This is a genomic window from Citrobacter sp. wls827 (assembly GCF_005280875.1).
Taxonomy (GTDB): Bacteria; Pseudomonadota; Gammaproteobacteria; order Enterobacterales; family Enterobacteriaceae; genus Citrobacter; species Citrobacter youngae.
In genome coordinates this window covers 1-17,361 of the sequence record NZ_SZWR01000029.1, presented here as the reverse complement: position 1 = coordinate 17,361, position 17,361 = coordinate 1, and the positions used below count along the sequence as shown (strand labels likewise).

20 protein-coding genes are annotated in these 17,361 nt (G+C 53.4%); 8 read left to right on the top strand and 12 right to left on the bottom strand.

What is annotated here, in order from left to right; translation table 11 throughout:
- Window positions 1-18 precede the first annotated feature (18 nt).
- The 6 genes from FDX03_RS21410 to yihU are packed head-to-tail and all read right to left on the bottom strand — an operon-like array spanning window position 19 to window position 7,431.
- A complete protein-coding gene (locus FDX03_RS21410; protein ID WP_137346557.1) occupies window positions 19-1,401 on the bottom strand; it encodes an MFS transporter in 1,383 nt (460 codons plus the stop codon).
- A gap of 45 nt (window positions 1,402-1,446) precedes the next feature.
- Window positions 1,447-3,483, bottom strand: coding sequence for an alpha-glucosidase (locus FDX03_RS21405; RefSeq protein WP_137346556.1), 2,037 nt, complete (start codon window positions 3,481-3,483; stop codon window positions 1,447-1,449).
- Window positions 3,484-3,531: 48 nt separating this feature from the next.
- Window positions 3,532-4,374: an aldose-1-epimerase gene (locus tag FDX03_RS21400; protein WP_115644174.1), complete on the bottom strand. Its 843-nt coding sequence runs from the start codon at window positions 4,372-4,374 to the stop codon at window positions 3,532-3,534.
- Window positions 4,375-4,392: 18 nt separating this feature from the next.
- Window positions 4,393-5,634 carry a sulfoquinovose isomerase gene (gene yihS / locus FDX03_RS21395; RefSeq protein ID WP_003028654.1) on the bottom strand — a complete coding sequence of 414 codons (1,242 nt, stop codon included), beginning with the start codon at window positions 5,632-5,634 and terminating at the stop codon, window positions 4,393-4,395.
- A gap of 14 nt (window positions 5,635-5,648) precedes the next feature.
- Window positions 5,649-6,524 (bottom strand): sulfofructosephosphate aldolase, encoded by an 876-nt coding sequence (gene yihT, locus FDX03_RS21390; RefSeq protein WP_137346555.1) that lies wholly within the window; start codon window positions 6,522-6,524, stop codon window positions 5,649-5,651.
- A gap of 10 nt (window positions 6,525-6,534) precedes the next feature.
- Window positions 6,535-7,431 (bottom strand): sulfolactaldehyde 3-reductase, encoded by an 897-nt coding sequence (yihU, locus tag FDX03_RS21385; protein WP_137346554.1) that lies wholly within the window; start codon window positions 7,429-7,431, stop codon window positions 6,535-6,537.
- Between the two features lie 166 nt (window positions 7,432-7,597).
- On the opposite strand from yihU, the gene FDX03_RS21380 reads away from it, so the two are divergent.
- From FDX03_RS21380 to fabY, 6 genes are all read left to right on the top strand, one after another.
- Window positions 7,598-8,494: a sugar kinase gene (locus tag FDX03_RS21380; RefSeq protein WP_048214034.1), complete on the top strand. Its 897-nt coding sequence runs from the start codon at window positions 7,598-7,600 to the stop codon at window positions 8,492-8,494.
- Window positions 8,495-8,527: 33 nt separating this feature from the next.
- A complete protein-coding gene (locus FDX03_RS21375; RefSeq protein ID WP_003847907.1) occupies window positions 8,528-9,331 on the top strand; it encodes a DeoR/GlpR family DNA-binding transcription regulator in 804 nt (267 codons plus the stop codon).
- Window positions 9,332-9,436: 105 nt separating this feature from the next.
- Window positions 9,437-10,036 (top strand): glucose-1-phosphatase, encoded by a 600-nt coding sequence (gene yihX, locus FDX03_RS21370; protein ID WP_048214033.1) that lies wholly within the window; start codon window positions 9,437-9,439, stop codon window positions 10,034-10,036.
- On the top strand, window positions 10,030-10,902 hold the full coding sequence (locus FDX03_RS21365) for a virulence factor BrkB family protein (protein WP_048214032.1): 873 nt from the start codon (window positions 10,030-10,032) through the stop codon (window positions 10,900-10,902). The genes yihX and FDX03_RS21365 overlap by 7 nt, the downstream gene beginning before the upstream one ends.
- The gene (dtd, locus tag FDX03_RS21360) at window positions 10,899-11,336 is read left to right on the top strand and encodes a D-aminoacyl-tRNA deacylase (RefSeq protein WP_003028671.1); all 438 of its coding nucleotides are present in this window, start codon (window positions 10,899-10,901) and stop codon (window positions 11,334-11,336) included. Before FDX03_RS21365 ends, dtd begins: the two co-directional genes overlap by 4 nt.
- A gap of 44 nt (window positions 11,337-11,380) precedes the next feature.
- Window positions 11,381-12,322 (top strand): fatty acid biosynthesis protein FabY, encoded by a 942-nt coding sequence (gene fabY / locus FDX03_RS21355; protein ID WP_048214031.1) that lies wholly within the window; start codon window positions 11,381-11,383, stop codon window positions 12,320-12,322.
- A gap of 11 nt (window positions 12,323-12,333) precedes the next feature.
- Here the strand turns inward: fabY and FDX03_RS21350 are convergent, their stop codons facing one another.
- The 3 genes from FDX03_RS21350 to FDX03_RS21340 all read right to left on the bottom strand — a co-directional run bounded on the left by FDX03_RS21350 (window position 12,334) and on the right by FDX03_RS21340 (window position 14,103).
- Complete coding sequence (locus FDX03_RS21350; protein ID WP_040233078.1) at window positions 12,334-12,780, bottom strand: helix-turn-helix domain-containing protein; 447 nt, start codon at window positions 12,778-12,780, stop codon at window positions 12,334-12,336.
- Window positions 12,777-13,088, bottom strand: a complete 312-nt coding sequence (locus FDX03_RS21345; protein WP_048214029.1) for a type II toxin-antitoxin system HigB family toxin — start codon at window positions 13,086-13,088, stop codon at window positions 12,777-12,779. Before FDX03_RS21345 ends, FDX03_RS21350 begins: the two co-directional genes overlap by 4 nt.
- A gap of 85 nt (window positions 13,089-13,173) precedes the next feature.
- Entirely contained in the window at window positions 13,174-14,103 is a 930-nt protein-coding gene (locus FDX03_RS21340; protein ID WP_115644169.1) for an alpha/beta hydrolase, read from the bottom strand.
- Window positions 14,104-14,307: 204 nt separating this feature from the next.
- Between FDX03_RS21340 and FDX03_RS21335 the strand changes: the two genes are divergently transcribed.
- Complete coding sequence (locus FDX03_RS21335) at window positions 14,308-14,550, top strand: CopG family transcriptional regulator (protein ID WP_005121822.1); 243 nt, start codon at window positions 14,308-14,310, stop codon at window positions 14,548-14,550.
- Window positions 14,550-14,924: a type II toxin-antitoxin system VapC family toxin gene (locus FDX03_RS21330; protein ID WP_101741972.1), complete on the top strand. Its 375-nt coding sequence runs from the start codon at window positions 14,550-14,552 to the stop codon at window positions 14,922-14,924. The genes FDX03_RS21335 and FDX03_RS21330 overlap by 1 nt, the downstream gene beginning before the upstream one ends.
- Window positions 14,925-14,960: 36 nt before the next feature.
- Here FDX03_RS21330 and fdhE read toward each other — a convergent pair whose 3' ends face one another.
- The 3 genes from fdhE to fdxH form a co-directional block, all read right to left on the bottom strand.
- Window positions 14,961-15,890, bottom strand: coding sequence for a formate dehydrogenase accessory protein FdhE (gene fdhE, locus FDX03_RS21325; protein ID WP_003028685.1), 930 nt, complete (start codon window positions 15,888-15,890; stop codon window positions 14,961-14,963).
- Window positions 15,887-16,522, bottom strand: coding sequence for a formate dehydrogenase cytochrome b556 subunit (fdoI, locus tag FDX03_RS21320; protein ID WP_003028686.1), 636 nt, complete (start codon window positions 16,520-16,522; stop codon window positions 15,887-15,889). The genes fdhE and fdoI overlap by 4 nt, the downstream gene beginning before the upstream one ends.
- On the bottom strand, window positions 16,519-17,361 hold an 843-nt coding region (fdxH, locus tag FDX03_RS21315), incomplete at its 5' end, for a formate dehydrogenase subunit beta (protein WP_137346553.1). The genes fdoI and fdxH, both read right to left, overlap by 4 nt.

Below are 17,361 nucleotides of genomic sequence, written 5' to 3'. Positions count from 1 at the left end.
CGCTATTCATTATTATTATCAAACGGTTTGTTTACGCGCTTCTATCTCTTCAACGATACGGACATACATCTTCTCGTTAAGGTTGTAGAAACAGCCCATAGCTACAATGGTGATCACCGCCAACGCGCAGGGATAAATAAAGATCAGCTGACGCAATCCTTCGACCGTACTGGCAGATTGCACCACGTTGGGGACATAGCCGATTTGCGTTAGCATCCAGCCGGGGAAGAATCCCGCCAGCGCTTGTGACACTTTACGAAAGAAAGTGAAGCCGGTGTATACCGTTCCTTCCGAACGAACGCCGGTACGCCATTCGCCATATTCCACCGTGTCGGAGACCAGCGCCCAGTTCAGGCTGTTGACGAATGCTGAGCCGAAGAACGCCAGACAGGAGAAGGCGACAAAGCTGACTGAGCCGCCGCCAAAGAAGTAGTTCAGCAGATCGCCCGCGACCCAGATCAGCAAACCGCCGATGTAGACCTTTTTCTTGCCGAAACGCCTGACCATTCCCGGCATTAAGAAGACGCCGATGAAGATACAGCCCATGCTGAAAAAGCCCATCCAGGAAAGGAGGATCGGGTCGTTCAGTACGTACTGGGTGTAATAGACCTGAATCGCCAGCTTGACGTTAAACGCGCCAAGTGTGCAAAGGTTGGCAACGCACAGAATAAACAGCGGGCGGTTACCTGCGATGGCGCGGAAGGATTGCAGCAATCCCGGTTTTTGCGCGACATCAACGGGTTTCACTTCCACATAGCGTTCTTTTACCCCGGCATAGCACAGCCACATGAACAGCAGGCCGAACAGAGAGAACAAGGTGGCGGCGAAGATATAGCCCAACTGTGAGTTGCCTTCGATCAGGTTCATTACTGGCACAAAACCGACGGTGCACAGCAGCAGGCCAAGAGTGGCTCCGCCCTGTCGCCAGGCAGCCAGCGAGGCGCGTTCGTCCGGGTTTTTGGTGATCGCGGGGACCATCGCACCGTAAGAGCAGTTCATCATACTGAAGAACAGTCCGTACAGCATAAACAGTACCGTTGCCATCACCGTTTTACCGGTGACTTCAAATGGTGTACCGACAAAGTTCGCAATCGCCAGCAGCGTCACCGGAAACGCGGCATACAGCACGAACGGGCGGAATTTGCCTTTCGGGCCGATTTTGCGGCGCGAGTCGAGCATAATCCCAGTCCCCATATCGGTAAATGCGGTAAAGAACTTGGCGATAAGGAAAATGATACCGCCATAAGTTCCAGGTAAACCAAGGACATCGGTATAAAACTTGAGTAAATAGAGCGTACCAATGTCCAGCAGGATATTGGAACCTAAATCACCCATCCCATAGGCGAGTTTTTCTTTGAACGGCAAGCGTAGGGTTGCCGGATTAGAAGAGGTCTGACTCATTATTATTCTCCATGTGCCCGTGAGTCTCCCCACGGGCGAGCCGTATTAGATGTTGCGTAAGGTGGCAAACAGTGACGCCCATTCACTCTTCGCGCGATAAAACACCGGAGGCTTGCCAATAGGCGCATCCACGGTAATTTCACCGCCCTGGTAAGTTTCCCCGGTCCAGACATTTACCCAGCTATCCTCTGGCAGATACAGGGTCCAGTCGGACTTGCCTTGTTCGTGAACCGGCGCAACCAGCAGATCTTGTCCCAGCAGGTACTGATATTTCAGGGTATAGGTCCGCGCATCGTCTTCGTAATGCAGGAACAGCGGGCGCATCACCGGCAGACCGGTAGCGCTGTTTTGCGCGACGGCCTGTTTGAGATACGGTTTCAGGGTGGTAAACACGGTGGTCATTCGTGCAAAGTGGGCGATGGTTTCAGCATCACCATCAAACTGCCAGTTATCGCCTGGGCGGTTACCTTCGTGGGTGCGCATCATCGGCGTGAAGGCGCTGAAGTCACACCAGCGCAGCAGCAGTTCTTTGCTGCGTTTCATGTCAAACAACGTGGTGTAGCCGCCGATATCGCTGTGGTGCAGGCCGTGACCGGTCATCGCCAGCGACAGCGCCGCAGGAACGACGGAAGCCAGACCGTCGTCAAGGCTCCAGTCCACGTTCTGATCGCCCGCCCACATCATGGTGGAGTATTTCTGGCTGCCGGTGTAACCCGCACGCATAAAGAACAGGATCTCGCCGAGTTTGCCGGTCTCCTGTAGCGCTTCGTAGTTACATTTCGCCCACAGTGCGGGCCAGGCGTTGTGCATGATCTCGGCGCTGACGCCGTTGTGCAGATACGTATCTGTCGGCAGGTATTCGCCAAAATCCGCCATCCAGCCGCCGCAGCCCAGTTCGATCATGTTTTTCTTGATGACCTCTTTGAACCAGTCGTAGGCTTCCGGGTTGGTCAGATCGACCACGCCGCCGTAAAACTCGCCAAACTCTACGAGGTAATCGCCGCCGGATGCATCTTTCGCCAGATAACCGTGTTTGGCCGCTTCGGCACAGAGATCTTTATCGCTGGCAACATACGGGTTGATGTAGGAGAGGAACTGCACGCCTTCTTCTTTCCACTGCTTAATACGGCTATCCAACTGCGGATAATTGTCGCTGTTCCATTTCCAGTTCCACATCACGCGCTTGCCAAAGGAGGTCATACGGATGCCAGACCAGTCCTGCGCCCAGATGCCGTTTACTTTCACGCCTGCGTTACGCATGGTGTCCAGTTTGCTCTGGCAAACCTCAGTACCGCCCTGAATACCGAGCGTGACGCCATCGTAGATCCAGTCCGGCAGCTCCGGCTGGCGTCCTAACAGTGCAGTCAATTTTTCCAGCAGAGAGATGTAGGTATCAGCGCATTCAAAACGCAGGGTGGTTTTGTCCTCCCACAGCGCCAGTTCGTGATACTCCGGCGCGCTGAAGTCGAAATTCATATAGCAACTGTTATCAACGTGGCAGTAGTACTTCTGCGTGCTGACGAAGGTCGGTTGCGGGAAGAAGGTCCAGTAGTAGTCGCCGCCGGCGTTCTCTTTACAGTCGGCTTGCCAGGTGACATAGCTGTTTTTGTTTCGGCCCACGCCCTGTTCGCTGGTCCACAGCGGGAAAGGTTTACCGCGTAAGTCGAAGTAAGAGAACTGTTCGCCGCAGCCGTAGATATGATCGTCTGGATTAGCGGCCAGTCGCAGCCAAATGCGGTTATGGTTGAGATCGCCGTTGTGCAGATCCAGCTTCAGGCGACCTTGTTCATCGGTAGAAATATGCAGCGTGGCGTTGATGGTATCACCGCGGCTGAAATGCACCCGCCAGCCGTCAGGCGACTCGCTGACCGTGGCGTCGGTCAGGGCAATTTTCTCATTGAGCTTGTCTTTAATGCTGAAGTTGCCGCGAAACATGTCAATGTCGGCAACACCAGCGCCGATCCACAGGCAGGGGTTTTCTGTGCTGTGGCGTAAAATCAGGCGCTGGTGGTACGTTAAAGCAAATCCATCAGGTAATGATGTGAGTTCTAAGGCGGTTGACCGTTGTTGTAGCGAATTCATTATTGTCTCCGTAAAAATAGGGTAATTCGGTAATTTGTCGGAAATCTGTTATTCACTGCCGATTAAAAAATGCATCTGATGTTGTTCTCCGGGCGCGAGATGAATCAGGCTAATTCCGGAGTTAAAGGCGTCTGGCGGGCAGGTCATCGGTTCAACCGCCAGGCCACGCCGTGCTAATTTTTCGCCGGTATACACTTGCAACCAGGGTTGGTGGCTGCGTAAAAAAGTGGACATGTTTTGCGATGGGCTGGTCATCCTGACTTCCCACTCATCGTCAGGTGGCAGAGTCCTGAACGTATGGTCGATAGCGGTCTGCGCAATGCGTTGCGGCGTGGTGAAATATCGTTCATCACATGTTTCTTCACTCACCGGGAGTGTTAATTCACAGTCATCAATGGGTTGCAGATTGCAGGTCAAGTAGGGATGTGCGCCCGCGCCATACGGCGCGATTTCGTCACCCACATTCTGTGTGCGGATAAAAACGTGCAGTCCACGGGTTGCCTCCAGTCGGTAAATCACCTCTGAAACCAGCGCGAAGGGATAACCATAAGAAGGCGGCAGAAAAATCGTCAGCGACACTTCCGATGCCGACTGCTGGGTAATCTGCCAGTCCCGCCAGGCCAGTAACCCATGAATGGCGGTATGTGAAACTGAGTCGTTAACGGCAAGCTGGTAATCCTTGCCGTTATAGTGATAGCTGCCGTCTACAACGCGGTTTGGCCAGGGGATTAACACTTTCCCCAAGTGTGCCAGCGGCATTTCTTCCGGTTTGTGGGGAATAACGATATGACGCCCACGGTGCGTCAATTCCGCTAGCCCAGCGCCAACCGTGACGATTTTCGCCTGATAGTGTCCGGCCTGAAGATGTATGGTTTTTCCACCGCTATGCATGGCAGCCCACCTTGTTACTTATTTAGCGTTGATATCCAGCAGACCGGCGGCAACTGCCGGTGCAAGGCCCGGAGCCAGCGGCAGACGCGGGATCACCAGGCAGTGCAGCAGGTGATAAATGTCCTGCTTGCCGTCCCAGACTTTGGTGGTCACCTTGTTATCGGTGTCCAGCTCCTGCCACCATGAACCGGTCTCGTAATCCATCAGGTAGGTGATGCAGTAATCCCACCATTTCTGGTACCAGGCTTCGTACTGGCTGTCGCCTGTGAGGGTGTACAGGGCGTAGGCGGTACCCATCGCTTCGACTATCGGCCAGCGCACTCTTTCGCGAACGATCGGTTTGCCGTCCCAATCCACCGAATAGACAAAACCATCTGCGCCGTCCGGTGCCCAGGCGTCGCGGATAGTGGCGTGGAAAAGTCCTTTTGCATCTTCCAGCAGCCAGGCAGGCGGCGTTTCGAAGCGAGCTTCCAGCGCGGCATGTAGATGCAGCATCAGGCGGCCCCACTCGATCCAGTGACCCGGCGTGCCACCGTAGGCGCGGAAACGGTGAGCTGGGTTGTCCTTGTTGTAATCGCGGATTGGATTCCACTGTGAATCGAAGTGTTCGTTGACGCGGTACTCCCCGCTACGGGCCACGTCGTGAATAATCACCGAAGCGATACGCAGTGCGCGATCGAGCCATTTACGGTCATGAGTAACGTCATACACGATCAGGAAAGCCTCGACCGCGTGCATGTTAGCGTTGCCGCCGCGATAATCTTCTGTCTGGCTGAAGGCTTCGTCCCAGGACTCCAGGCACATTTGTTCGTCTTCGCTCCAGAAGTACTTCTCAATCACCTCGATGGCGTCATCCAGCAATTTCCTGGCCTGTGGATGACCGGTAGTGACCGCGCTTGCCGCGCCAAGTAAAACGAAGAAATGCTGATAGCCCTGTTTGGAGGCATCCATCACGCCTTCGTCATTGACGCAGGCGTACCAACCGCCGTAGCGTGTGTCGCGTAGCGCGCCGTTCAGCGCCTTAATGCCGTGGTCGACGAGTTGATATGCACCTGGGCGACCCATGGAGGCGGCAACGGAATAGACGTGCAGCATGCGGGCGGTGATCCACAGATGTGTTCCCATATCCGCTCTGACCTGACCACTGTTTCCTAACCAACCAAACCCGGTGGGCACCGCCGCGTTCTTACCAAAGTTAAAGATGCGATCGGTTTCTTGTTCCAGCCAGCGGTTGTGGCTTAGGGTGTTAAACCATTTCATGCTTTGATCCTCTATTAGCGGCGGGCCATCATTTCGTCGACGATATCGCCCAGACGCTGCAACTTCGGTGCGGAAACATCACGCAGCATCAGTTCGGTATCCGGCAGGCCCACAACGGATGACCAGACCGCACGCCCGGCCAGGAAGCCGGATGCGCCTGCGGTCATTGCTACGCTGACCGCGCGTGGGAACAGTTTTTCATCCACACCAGAGGAGAGAATGACCCACGGCATGTTGATGTTTTCATTCAGGCGCTGAGAGGCGCTAAGCAATTCCTGTTGGGTTCCTTTGCCGTACAGCGGCATTTCGACCTTGTAGAGATCGGCACCGCTATCGCCCAGCTCTTTCGCGGCATCGATGATGGCCTGTTCACGGCAGAACTTATCGCCACGACGCGGTGGGCGAACAACCGGCTCGATGATGCTCAGCAGCCCATTGGAATGGCATAGCGCATTGAATTCTTTCACCATGTCCAGACGCTGTTGGGCATCTTCATCGCTACGCCACAGCACCAGCAGTTTGAGAGCCTTGGCACCATCTTGCTTCACAGCCTGCGGGTTGATTTTTTTATCAATCACCACGCTATCGACCGGAATTCCGTTACCCGGAATAAACTCATCAGCGGCCACAATCATGGCGCAGCTTTTGGCTACCGCGTTTTGCTCTACTACCTGGCGGTAGCAGAACTGCTGATCCACCAGAATGGCGGAGGCATAGGGGGACAGGATCTTTGCCGCATTGACTTTGAAATCGGTCAGCACGCTGTCATTGACCGGGGATTTTGCACCCGCTGCGGCAAACATTAAGCGCATGGCTTCGCGCTGATCGACTGCCAGCATGGCAAAACCGCCGGAAGCTCGGGTGATATCTTTCAGGGTGTACTTCGTCATTGTTCAGTCCTTACTTATCTGTGTGTTTATTTAGCCCGGCGGATGCGCGAACCTGTTCAAGAATGGCCGTCCAGTCTTCCCGGCCACGGCCAGCGGCGCGTGCCTGGTTATAGACTTCGCGGGATGCGGCACCGAGCGGCATCGGCACATGTAGTTGGTTGGCAACGTCCAGCGCGATGCCAAGATCCTTATGAGCTAAATCGATCATGAACGCCGGGGAAAGATCGCCTTTCAGCACTTTGTTCGGCCATGATGTAGTGAAGTGGCCTTTCCCGGCGGGAGTGCCGCTCATGACTTGCAAGGCCACATCGAAGGAGAGGCCGAGCGCTTCGCACAACACGGCGGCTTCGGCAGACAGGGCGTTTAACGCGATGCTCATGTAGTTATTGATGAGCTTGACGCGAATGCCCATACCGGGACCGCCTGCGTTGATCAATTCATTGCCCATCGCCATCAGAACCGGTGTGGCGCGTTCTACCTGCTGTGCCGTTCCACCTGCCAGCAGCAACAGCGTTCCTGCGATAGCGTGATCGGAGGTACGTCCAACCGGGCAATCCATCATGTCGAAGCCTTTGTCACGCATATCGGCGATCAGTTTGTCGGTTTGCAGTGGGTGAATAGTCGACATATCAATCACTAATGCCTGTGGGGAAAGGCTTTCACAGATACCCTGCTCGCCGAACAGTACGCTGCGCACCAGATCGCCGTTTGGCAGCATTGTGATAACAAATTCTGCCCCTTTTGCTGCCTGAGCCGGGCTGTTGGCAGGTTGGGCTCCTTTTTCCACCAGGCGCTGAACGGCATCCGGGTTAACGTCAAAGACGCTGAGTTGATGACCCTGCTTCAGCAAGTTGCTCGCCATGGGTGAACCCATCTGACCTAATCCGATAAATGCTATAACTGCCATAACGTTCTCCTGAGACGTGGATGTCATTTTTTGTCATTTAAGGTCGTTTGTTTTTGTCTGTTTTTGATCGTATTTGTAATTTATGGTCAAAAAATTGACAGCCGTCACTTTTTAAACATTTTGTGAAATTAAAATGATCCCATCTTGAAACGCCTAAGGAATGACCATGATTCGTGTTGCTTGTGTGGGTATTACCGTGATGGATCGCATCTATTACGTAGAAGGTTTACCGACTGAAGGAGGTAAATATGTGGCGAAGCGCTATACGGAAGTGGGCGGCGGGCCTGCTGCAACGGCCGCAGTGGCTGCAGCGAAGCTGGGCGCGCAGGTGGACTTTATTGGCCGTGTGGGCGATGACGACACCGGAAACAGCCTGCTGGCGGAGCTGGAATCCCTGGGGGTAAACACCCGCTACACCCGGCGCTATGCGGGGGCAAAGTCTTCACAATCGGCGATTATGGTGGATGCGCAAGGGGAGCGTATTATCGTTAACTACCCCAGCCCGGACTTACTGCATGACGCTGACTGGCTCAACGAGATCGATTTTTCTCAGTGGGATGTGGTTCTGGCGGATGTTCGCTGGCACGAAGGCGCCAGGCAGGCGTTCACGCTGGCGCGTCGGGCGGGAGTGATGACGGTACTGGATGGTGACGTCACGCCACAAGATATCAGTGAGCTGGTGGCGTTGAGCGATCATGCGGCGTTCTCTGAACCGGGTCTGGCGCGTTTAACCGGGATAACCGATCCTGTCGTTGGACTAAAAAAATCGCAAACGCTCACAAATGGTCATGTTTATGTGACGCGTGGCAGTGAGGGCTGTGACTGGATAAAAAATAATACGTTGCAGCATCAATCTGGATTTAAAGTCGACGTAGTGGATACTACGGGGGCCGGAGACGTTTTCCACGGTGCGCTTGCATTCAGCCTGGCGGGTGGTGATGCCCCGGAAGACGCGGTCAGGTTCGCCAGTGGGGTTGCTGCGCTAAAATGCACGCGTCCGGGAGGAAGGGCTGGAATCCCTGACTGTGATCAAACCCGATCTTTTCTGTCACTTTTTGTATAAAATGCCAGGGCAATGGTTTTTCGAGGAAATTTCATGAGTCTTACCGAACTGACCGGTAACCCGCGGCACGATCAGCTGTTGATGCTGATTAGCGAGCGCGGTTATATGAATATCGACGAGCTGGCCAGCCTGCTGGACGTGTCCACGCAGACCGTGCGTCGTGATATTCGTAAACTCAGCGAGCAGGGATTAATTACGCGTCATCATGGTGGCGCGGGCAGAGCCTCCAGCGTGGTGAATACGGCTTTTGAGCAGCGTGAAGTCTCGTGGACGGAAGAGAAGAAAGCCATTGCGGAGGCGGTGGCTGACTATATTCCTGACGGTTCGACGGTGTTTATTACCATAGGCACCACCGTGGAGCAGGTGGCCCGCGCGCTGTTAAACCATAACCATTTGCGCATCATCACCAACAGCCTGCGCGTGGCGCATATTCTGTATAACAATCCGCGTTTTGAAGTTATGGTACCAGGTGGAACGTTACGCCCGCACAACAGCGGCATTATTGGTCCTTCTGCCTCGGCATTTGTCGCTGATTTTCGGGCCGACTACCTGGTTACCAGCGTTGGCGCGATTGAAAGTGACGGCGCGCTGCTGGAGTTTGATGTTAACGAGGCCAGCGTAGTGAAAACGATGATGTCCCATTCAAGACACATTCTGCTGGCAGCGGATCATACGAAATATACGGCTTCTGCCGCGGTAGAAATTGGTAACGTGTCTCAGGTAACTGCGCTGTTTACTGATGAATACCCAGGTCCGGCATTGCACAATTTACTCCAGTCACAGCAGGTGGAAATTGTGCAGGTGAGTCCTTCACAGGATGATGCTCTGGCTGTGTAATTCTTCCCAATGATGGCCCGATAACTTCGCAGCCATCACTCTCACATAGTCAAACTTCTCCTTTCCCGCTACAGTTATTCATCCACGGCGAATAAGGAGAAGGGCATGCTCTATATCTTTGATTTGGGTAATGTGATTGTCGATATCGACTTCAACCGCGTGTTGGGCACATGGAGCGATCTAAGTCGTGTACCGTTGGCTTCGCTAAAGCAAAGTTTCACCATGGGGGAGGCTTTTCACCAGCACGAGCGAGGCGAAATAACGGATGAAGCCTTTGCCGAGGCGCTATGTCACGAGATGGCGCTGCCGCTAAGTTACGAGCAGTTCTCTCACGGCTGGCAGGCCGTGTTTGTCGCCTTGCGCCCTGAGGTTATCGACATCATGCATAAGCTGCGTGAGCAGGGGCATCGTGTCGTTGTGTTATCAAATACTAACCGCCTGCACACCACGTTTTGGCCGGATGAATACCCCGAGATCCGTCAGGCTGCTGACCATATTTATCTTTCCCAGGACCTGGGCATGCGTAAACCGGAAGCGCGAATTTACCAGCACGTCCTGCAGTCTGAAGGTTTTTCTGCGCAGGATGCGGTCTTTTTTGACGATAACGCCGATAATATTGAAGGGGCTAACCGGTTAGGGATCACCAGTATCCAGGTCGTCGATAAAAAGACGATTCCTGACTATTTCGCGACGTTGTTATGCTAAAAAATGTTCGGCAACAGGCCAGGCATCATACGCGTCCTGTACGAGACTGGCTGAAGCTACTATGGCAGCGGATTGATGAGGACAACATGACGACGCTGGCAGGGAATCTTGCCTACGTTTCATTGCTCTCATTAGTGCCGCTTATTGCCGTCGTATTTGCGCTTTTCGCCGCATTTCCGATGTTTTCCGACGTCAGTGTCCAGCTACGTCATTTTATTTTCGCAAACTTTATCCCGGCGACGGGAGACGTCATTCAACGTTATATCGAACAGTTTGTCGCCAACTCGAACAAAATGACGGCAGTCGGGGCATGCGGGCTGATTGTCACAGCATTATTGCTGATGTATGCCATTGATAACGCGCTGAATACTATCTGGCGCAGCAGGCGCACGCGTCCCAAAGTTTACTCTTTCGCCGTCTACTGGATGATTTTAACGCTGGGGCCGCTGCTGGCGGGAGCCAGTCTGGCGATCAGCTCTTATCTGTTGTCATTGCGCTGGGCCAGCGATCTTAACACGGTGATTGATAACGTCCTGCGTATTTTCCCGCTGGTGCTTTCCTGGCTCTCATTCTGGCTCCTCTACAGCATTGTACCGACTACGCGCGTCCCTAATCGTGATGCGGTGATTGGCGCTTTTGTGGCCGCCGTGTTGTTCGAAGCCGGGAAGAAAGGATTTGCGCTCTACATCACGATGTTCCCGTCGTATCAGCTCATTTACGGCGTCCTGGCGGTGATCCCCATTTTATTCGTCTGGGTTTACTGGACGTGGTGTATCGTCTTGCTAGGCGCGGAAATAACTGTCACTCTCGGGGAATACCGCAAACTTAAACAAGCCGCAGAACAAGAAGAAGCAGAGCAACCATGATTGCATTAATTCAGCGCGTAACCCGTGCCAGCGTCACCGTGGAGGGCGAGGTGACGGGTGAAATTGGCCCAGGACTTTTGGTCCTGTTAGGTGTCGAAAGGGATGATGACGAACAGAAAGCGAACCGCCTGTGCGAGCGCGTACTCGGCTATCGAATCTTTAGCGATGCCGAAGGCAAAATGAACCTCAACGTGCAGCAGTCAGGCGGCAGCGTGCTGGTGGTTTCACAGTTTACGCTGGCGGCAGATACCGAACGCGGCATGCGCCCGGGGTTTTCGAAAGGCGCAGCGCCCGAGCGGGCAGAAGCGCTGTATGAGTACTTTGTTGAGCGTTGCCGCCAACAGGAAATGAATACGCAAACCGGGCGATTCGCTGCTGATATGCAGGTTTCGCTGGTAAATGATGGCCCCGTGACGTTCTGGTTACAAGTATGAACCAGCTTCCGGCGTGGTCGCGGGTAACAAGAGAGAATACAACTATGTATCACCTTCGAGTACCGCAAACAGAAGAAGAATTGGAGCGCTACTACCAGTTTCGCTGGGAGATGCTGCGTAAACCATTGCACCAGCCAAAAGGCTCCGAACGGGATGCCTGGGACGCGATGGCGCATCACCAGATGGTGGTGGACGAAGAGGGGAATCTGGTTGCGGTAGGGCGTTTGTATATCAATGCGGATAACGAAGCCTCCATACGTTTTATGGCCGTAGATCCCTCCGTGCAAGAGAAAGGGTTGGGCACGCTGATGGCGATGACTCTGGAGTCTGTGGCACGTCAGGAAGGAGTAAAGCGTGTAACCTGTAGCGCCCGTGAAGATGCGGTCGAATTTTTCGCCAAGCTCGGTTTTGTGAGCCAGGGAGAAATCACCACGCCGCAAACCACGCCGGTCCGTCACTTCCTGATGATTAAGCCCATTGCGACGCTGGACGATATTCTCCATCGCGGTGACTGGTGTGGACAGCTACAGCAAGCCTGGTACGAACATATTCCATTGAGTGAGAAAATGGGCGTGCGTATTCAGCAGTACACCGGGCAGAAATTTATTACGACGATGCCCGAGACGGGCAATCAGAATCCGCACCACACGCTGTTTGCCGGAAGCCTGTTTTCACTGGCGACGCTAACGGGCTGGGGACTTATCTGGCTGATGCTGCGTGAGCGTCATCTGGGGGGAACGATTATCCTCGCCGATGCGCATATCCGCTACAGCAGGCCAATCACCGGGAAACCAACTGCTATTGCCGATCTGGGCTCGCTGAGCGGTGACCTTGATCGTCTGGCAAGAGGCCGCAAGGCGCGCGTGCAGATGCAGGTCGGGGTATTTGGCGATGACACGGCGGGCGTCGTGTTTGAAGGTACTTACATTGTGCTACCCGCAAAACCGTTTGGCGCATATGAAGAGGGCGGTAACGAGGAAGAGTAGGGGGATACCCTCTACTCGATAAATGCATCTGCCGGAAGTTTAAAGCGTTCTGCAAGCGCTTTAATATGGCTTACAGTCAGTGCTCTACGGCCATTTAGGATGTTGCTGACGTTCGATTTAGAACCAAGTTCGTTGGCGAGGTCGGTGGCTTTTAATCCGTACTGATCCATGAGCGTACGCAATACGGAAACGCCAGAGGGGATTTGTTTCAGGTGTTGATTGAGCGCTCTGAATTCTGGTGCATGTTTTTCGTATTCACTGATTCGGGCACTAAGTAATTCAAATAGTGGGTTTTCAAGATCGTCGTGGTCAACCAGAAACTCTACTAGCGCTAGTGCCCTTCGATACTCCGTTTCATTGCGTTCTTCCCCCAAAAGAGGGATCGTTTTTACAGCACAACTGAAGGTATCAACGATCTTTTTTGCGCTGGCTGCGTCCATATGACGATGAGATCTCATTCTTTATGGCCCCGATAATATTCTGTCAGTTTGTCATATTCGGCGTGGAGAACGATATGCTTCACAAATACCTTATGTAACCTGAAATCTATGTAGGCAATGAGTCTCAGGTTGTTACCAGAAACATCAATTACCCACCATTTATTCCTGTACTTAAAATTATCAAGAGAAGGAATATACTGTTTCATCTCTTCAGGGTGATTGAATGTTTTTTTCTCCAAAACATTCAGCAACTCAGAGAGAGCAAGCCCATGGTTTGGATACATGAGCATACCCTCATTGAATGGTTTTCGGCTGATAACATGCACGATGTAGTTCCATTACATAGTTTTCAACCTGAAAACAATCTAACGCAATGCCATCATGTTTTCAAGTTGAAAACAACATTGAATATTAAGAAATTATCTCCGCTGATGGGCTTCTAACACGCCAGGCCACCTCGCGCATTGCGTTTCGCGCTGTCTGGCTTACGCCTCCTAACTGAAAAAATCCGTGGATAACGCCGGGATAGCGCTGACAGGTGCAGTCCACACCTTGCTTCTGGAGCTGGTGAAACAGGGCCTCTCCTTCATCGCACAGTGGGTCAAATTCAGCGGTAATGATGTGCGTGGGCGGTAAACCGTTGAAGTCTTCACGCCAGAGTGGGCTGACTTCGGGATGCAATGGATCGGTTTTCGGCATATACATTTCGTAGCCCGAAAGCAGCGTGTCGCGGGTGATAATGTAATCCTGTCCATTATGGTCATAGCTCGCAAACCTGGCGGTTGCGTCCAGCATCGGGTAGATCAGCATAAGCTGTGCAGGTTGCCATTGCCTGGCCGCTTTCAGGCGTAGTGCTGTGACCAGCGCCAGGTGCCCGCCCGCGCTGTCGCCAGCAAGGGTTATGCGCTCGCGATCGACTCCCAGTTTCTGGGCATATTTCCAGATGATATTGGCCCCGGTTTCAGCGTCGTTATGTGCTGCCGGGAAAGTATGCTCTGGCGCAAGGCGGTACTGTACTGCAATGACCCTACAGCCGCTGAACCAGGCGAGCTGCCTTAGTTGGTTATCATGCGTAGCAAACCCACCGCTGACAAAACATCCGCCATGATAGTAAATGACGCAGGGCAGCGTTTCCGCAGAGTTAAGAGGCGAAACAACGCGAAACGTCATGGTATCGAGTTCAATATCTTCAACCTGTACGCGGGTTTCTGTTTCTCCGGCCAACGCCGTACTGGCAATATAGCCCGCTCTCCGGTCATCAATATTCTGTTCGCGGGAAGAAGGGCGTCCCGCCGCGATAAATGCCTCAACTAACTGCGCAATCCCGCTTTCCAGTGCCATTTTTAAATACTCTTATCTGTATGGATATACAGGTTTATAACCTGGATACTCACAAATGAAAATGGGAAAAAAAGGGGCGTTATGATTCTGGAAAGCGGCTCGCAAAAGTAAAAATCGTTCACGTGAAAGCTATTTTCCCGCTTTTCCCAGGTGTATGTTGTGTGGAAATTAATCGCTGATGATATACTGGAGGTATATGTGAGTATGATGGCTGGGATGGATATGGGCAGAATTTTACTCGATTTATCAGACGAAGTGATTAAACGTCTTGATGACCTCAAGGTGCAGCGTAACCTGCCGCGAGCTGAACTCTTGCGGGAGGCCGTTGAGCAGTATCTGGAAAGGCAGGAACAGGCTGAAACGACTATTTCCAGCGCTCTCGGACTCTGGAAAGGTTGTGAAGAAGATGGCGTTGAGTACCAACGCAAACTTCGTGAGGAATGGTAATGGTCAAAGGATCCGCGCTTTTTGATACCAACATCCTCATCGACCTGTTTAGTGGACGGAGTGAAGCAAAGCAAGCGATAGAAACATGGCCGCCGCAGAATGCAATCAGCCTCATTACATGGATGGAGGTGATGGTGGGTGCAAAAAAATACCATCAGGAATCCCGCACACGCGTTGCGTTGAGCGCTTTTAACGTGATCGGTGTTTCACAGGATATTGCTGAACGAAGCGTGAGTATCAGGCAGGAATATGGGATGAAATTGCCGGATGCCATTATTCTGGCAACAGCACAGATTCATCGTCTTACGCTGGTTACGCGAAATACTAAGGATTTTGCAGGCCTATCCGGTGTGGTCACACCGTATACATTATAACCCGGGCGACCTACGCCGCCCGGTAGTGTGAAGACCTTACTCCCCTTCACCCGGGAACAGGAACGGGTTGATGGAACTGCGGGCAAAGCCCTCCTGCTCCATGTGCGCGTCCAGCATCAGTGAAGCGAGATCGTCGGCCACGGCTTCGACTTTCGGGTCTTTTTCCTGATAGAGAATCTTCAGGTAAGTCCCGCAGTCGCCGCAGCTTTCAGCTTTGATTGCCGCCTGTTCGTTATCCAGTGACCAGTAGTTCAAATCACGGCTCTGCTCGCAGTTGCTGCACTTCACGCGCACCACGTGCCACTCGGTTTCGCACAGGTTGCAGTGCAGATAACGCAGACCCTGGGTGGTACCGATTTGCACCATGCTGGAGACCGGCATTGAACCACACACCGGGCAGTACTGACGCTGTTCACCGTATTCCGCACGGGCTTTGCCGGGGATCAGGCTTGCCATCTGCGCCCAGTAGAGCGACAGGGCAGCCCAAATGAACGGTGCTTTGTCGCTGCTGACGGAGGCAAAATCAGAGGCAAACAGCGCGCTGGCCATCAGCTCCAGCTCCTGCTCTGAGGCTTTTTCCAGATTCTCGATCACGGCGAGCGCCGGACCGCTCATCTCTGGCTTCAGCTCAGCAATCAACGACTGCAGCAGCTTTTGCCAGTGCTTGTCGCGTGGCAGGACGTGGATATCCAGCGGCGGTTTGCCCTGATCGTTCGCTTCTTTGATGCGCGCGGTCAGATCCATCTGCAGCGGATGGTCGTACAGCACCACTTCCTGCGCGTGGGCGATCAGCGCGGCAAAGCGCAGGTAATCGCCCAGCGGGTTGTTCTCGGCCAGCTCGCGCAGTCGCTCAGCACGGCGGTTATACAAATTTTTGAGTCTGGGGAATAATAACGGCGGAATCATATCCGCCGTGCGTTTCTCGCTCTTCTCCAGCTCATCTTGCGGGATTATGCGAATACTCATTCAGATGACTTTTCCTGTTTCTGGCGGACTTCACGGTACCAGCGCGGGTGATGTTTCTTCGCCCATGAACTGGTAACCCATCCTTCCACCATCGCGGTAATGGTGCCTTTCACCCAAAGGGCGGCGTAAATGTGCACCATGATAACCACAATTAGCGCTACTGCGGCAAATGAATGCAGCATTAACGCGAATCGGATCACCGGGATTGAGAAAGCAGGCGCAAAATACGGACGCCAGATGACCACTCCGCTCACCAGCAACAGGACCAGGAAGATAATCGCCGCCCAGAATACGCATTTCTGGCCGAAGTTATAACGTCCCGTGTCACCTACTTCCTCGTTGACGACAATCTTACGAATATTCTTCGCCCAAAAGATATCATCCCGATTGATTAGATTGTGGTGCCAGTAACGGAAAAACATGATGATAAACGAGGCAAACATGATCACGCCGACAAACGGGTGCACAATTCGCGCCAGTTGCGGAGTGCCCATAATGTGCATCAGCCAGTTAAAAGACGGGAAGAGAAAGCCCATCCCGCTCACTGCCGCCAGAATGAAGCAGAAGGCGGTGATCCAGTGGTTGATGCGTTCCGGCGCCGTGTAGCGCACGATGGTGTCACGTCGTTTCATTTGCGCACCTCGTCTTTTTCTTCATGCAGGTTGTCTTCTTCCTCTTCCGCGCGGTTCGGGCCGACACCGACGTAATGGAAGATACTGGCCGCAAATGTCGCTGCAAAGCCGACGGCTGCGAGAGGTTTCCAGATGCCTTTCCAGAATTTCACGGTGGCGCTGATTTCCGGATTCTCCGGCAGACCGTGGTACAGATTCGGCTTGTCGGCATGGTGCAATACGTACATCACGTGCGTACCGCCAACGCCTGCCGGATCGTACAGACCCGCGTTTTCGTAACCACGCGTTTTCAGCTCCGTCACGCGCTCGCCTGCCAGCGTTTTCATCGACTCTTTGGTGCCGAAATGAATGGCGCCGGTTGGGCAGGTTTTCACGCAGGCCGGTTCTTGCCCGACCACGACACGGTCAACGCACAGCGTACATTTGTAGACGCGGTTGTCTTCCGGATTGAGGCGCGGTACGTCGAACGGGCAGCCCGCGATGCAGTAGCCACAGCCGATGCACTGCTCGGACTGGAAGTCGACGATACCGTTGGCATACTGAATGATTGCGCCTTCAGCCGGACACGCCTTCAGGCAGCCCGGATCGGCGCAGTGCATACAGCCATCCTTGCGGATAAGCCACTCCAGTTTGTCGTTTTGTTCCACTTCCGAGAAGCGCATCACCGTCCAGGATTTGGCGGTCAAATCAGCCGGGTTGTCGTACACCCCAACGTTGTTGCCCACTTCATCACGGATGTCGTTCCATTCAGAACACGCCACCTGACACGCTTTACAGCCGATACAGGTGGTGACGTCGATAAGCTTCGCCACCTCTTCCTGATGGTCCCGCGCCTGAGG

Bases quoted from the DNA above. Each gene is read 5' to 3' on its own strand.
- FDX03_RS21365 (WP_048214032.1), top strand. From the start codon at position 10,030: ATGCTAAAAAATGTTCGGCAACAGGCCAGGCATCATACGCGTCCTGTA.
- yihX (WP_048214033.1), top strand. From the start codon at position 9,437: ATGCTCTATATCTTTGATTTGGGTAATGTGATTGTCGATATCGACTTC.
- FDX03_RS21340 (WP_115644169.1), bottom strand. From the start codon at position 14,103: ATGGCACTGGAAAGCGGGATTGCGCAGTTAGTTGAGGCATTTATCGCG.
- FDX03_RS21400 (WP_115644174.1), bottom strand. From the start codon at position 4,374: ATGCATAGCGGTGGAAAAACCATACATCTTCAGGCCGGACACTATCAG.
- FDX03_RS21405 (WP_137346556.1), bottom strand. From the start codon at position 3,483: ATGAATTCGCTACAACAACGGTCAACCGCCTTAGAACTCACATCATTA.
- dtd (WP_003028671.1), top strand. From the start codon at position 10,899: ATGATTGCATTAATTCAGCGCGTAACCCGTGCCAGCGTCACCGTGGAG.
- yihU (WP_137346554.1), bottom strand. From the start codon at position 7,431: ATGGCAGTTATAGCATTTATCGGATTAGGTCAGATGGGTTCACCCATG.
- yihS (WP_003028654.1), bottom strand. From the start codon at position 5,634: ATGAAATGGTTTAACACCCTAAGCCACAACCGCTGGCTGGAACAAGAA.
- FDX03_RS21410 (WP_137346557.1), bottom strand. From the start codon at position 1,401: ATGAGTCAGACCTCTTCTAATCCGGCAACCCTACGCTTGCCGTTCAAA.
- FDX03_RS21330 (WP_101741972.1), top strand. From the start codon at position 14,550: ATGGTCAAAGGATCCGCGCTTTTTGATACCAACATCCTCATCGACCTG.
- yihT (WP_137346555.1), bottom strand. From the start codon at position 6,524: ATGACGAAGTACACCCTGAAAGATATCACCCGAGCTTCCGGCGGTTTT.
- FDX03_RS21375 (WP_003847907.1), top strand. From the start codon at position 8,528: ATGAGTCTTACCGAACTGACCGGTAACCCGCGGCACGATCAGCTGTTG.
- fdhE (WP_003028685.1), bottom strand. From the start codon at position 15,890: ATGAGTATTCGCATAATCCCGCAAGATGAGCTGGAGAAGAGCGAGAAA.
- fabY (WP_048214031.1), top strand. From the start codon at position 11,381: ATGTATCACCTTCGAGTACCGCAAACAGAAGAAGAATTGGAGCGCTAC.
- FDX03_RS21335 (WP_005121822.1), top strand. From the start codon at position 14,308: ATGATGGCTGGGATGGATATGGGCAGAATTTTACTCGATTTATCAGAC.
- FDX03_RS21380 (WP_048214034.1), top strand. From the start codon at position 7,598: ATGATTCGTGTTGCTTGTGTGGGTATTACCGTGATGGATCGCATCTAT.
- FDX03_RS21350 (WP_040233078.1), bottom strand. From the start codon at position 12,780: ATGAGATCTCATCGTCATATGGACGCAGCCAGCGCAAAAAAGATCGTT.
- fdoI (WP_003028686.1), bottom strand. From the start codon at position 16,522: ATGAAACGACGTGACACCATCGTGCGCTACACGGCGCCGGAACGCATC.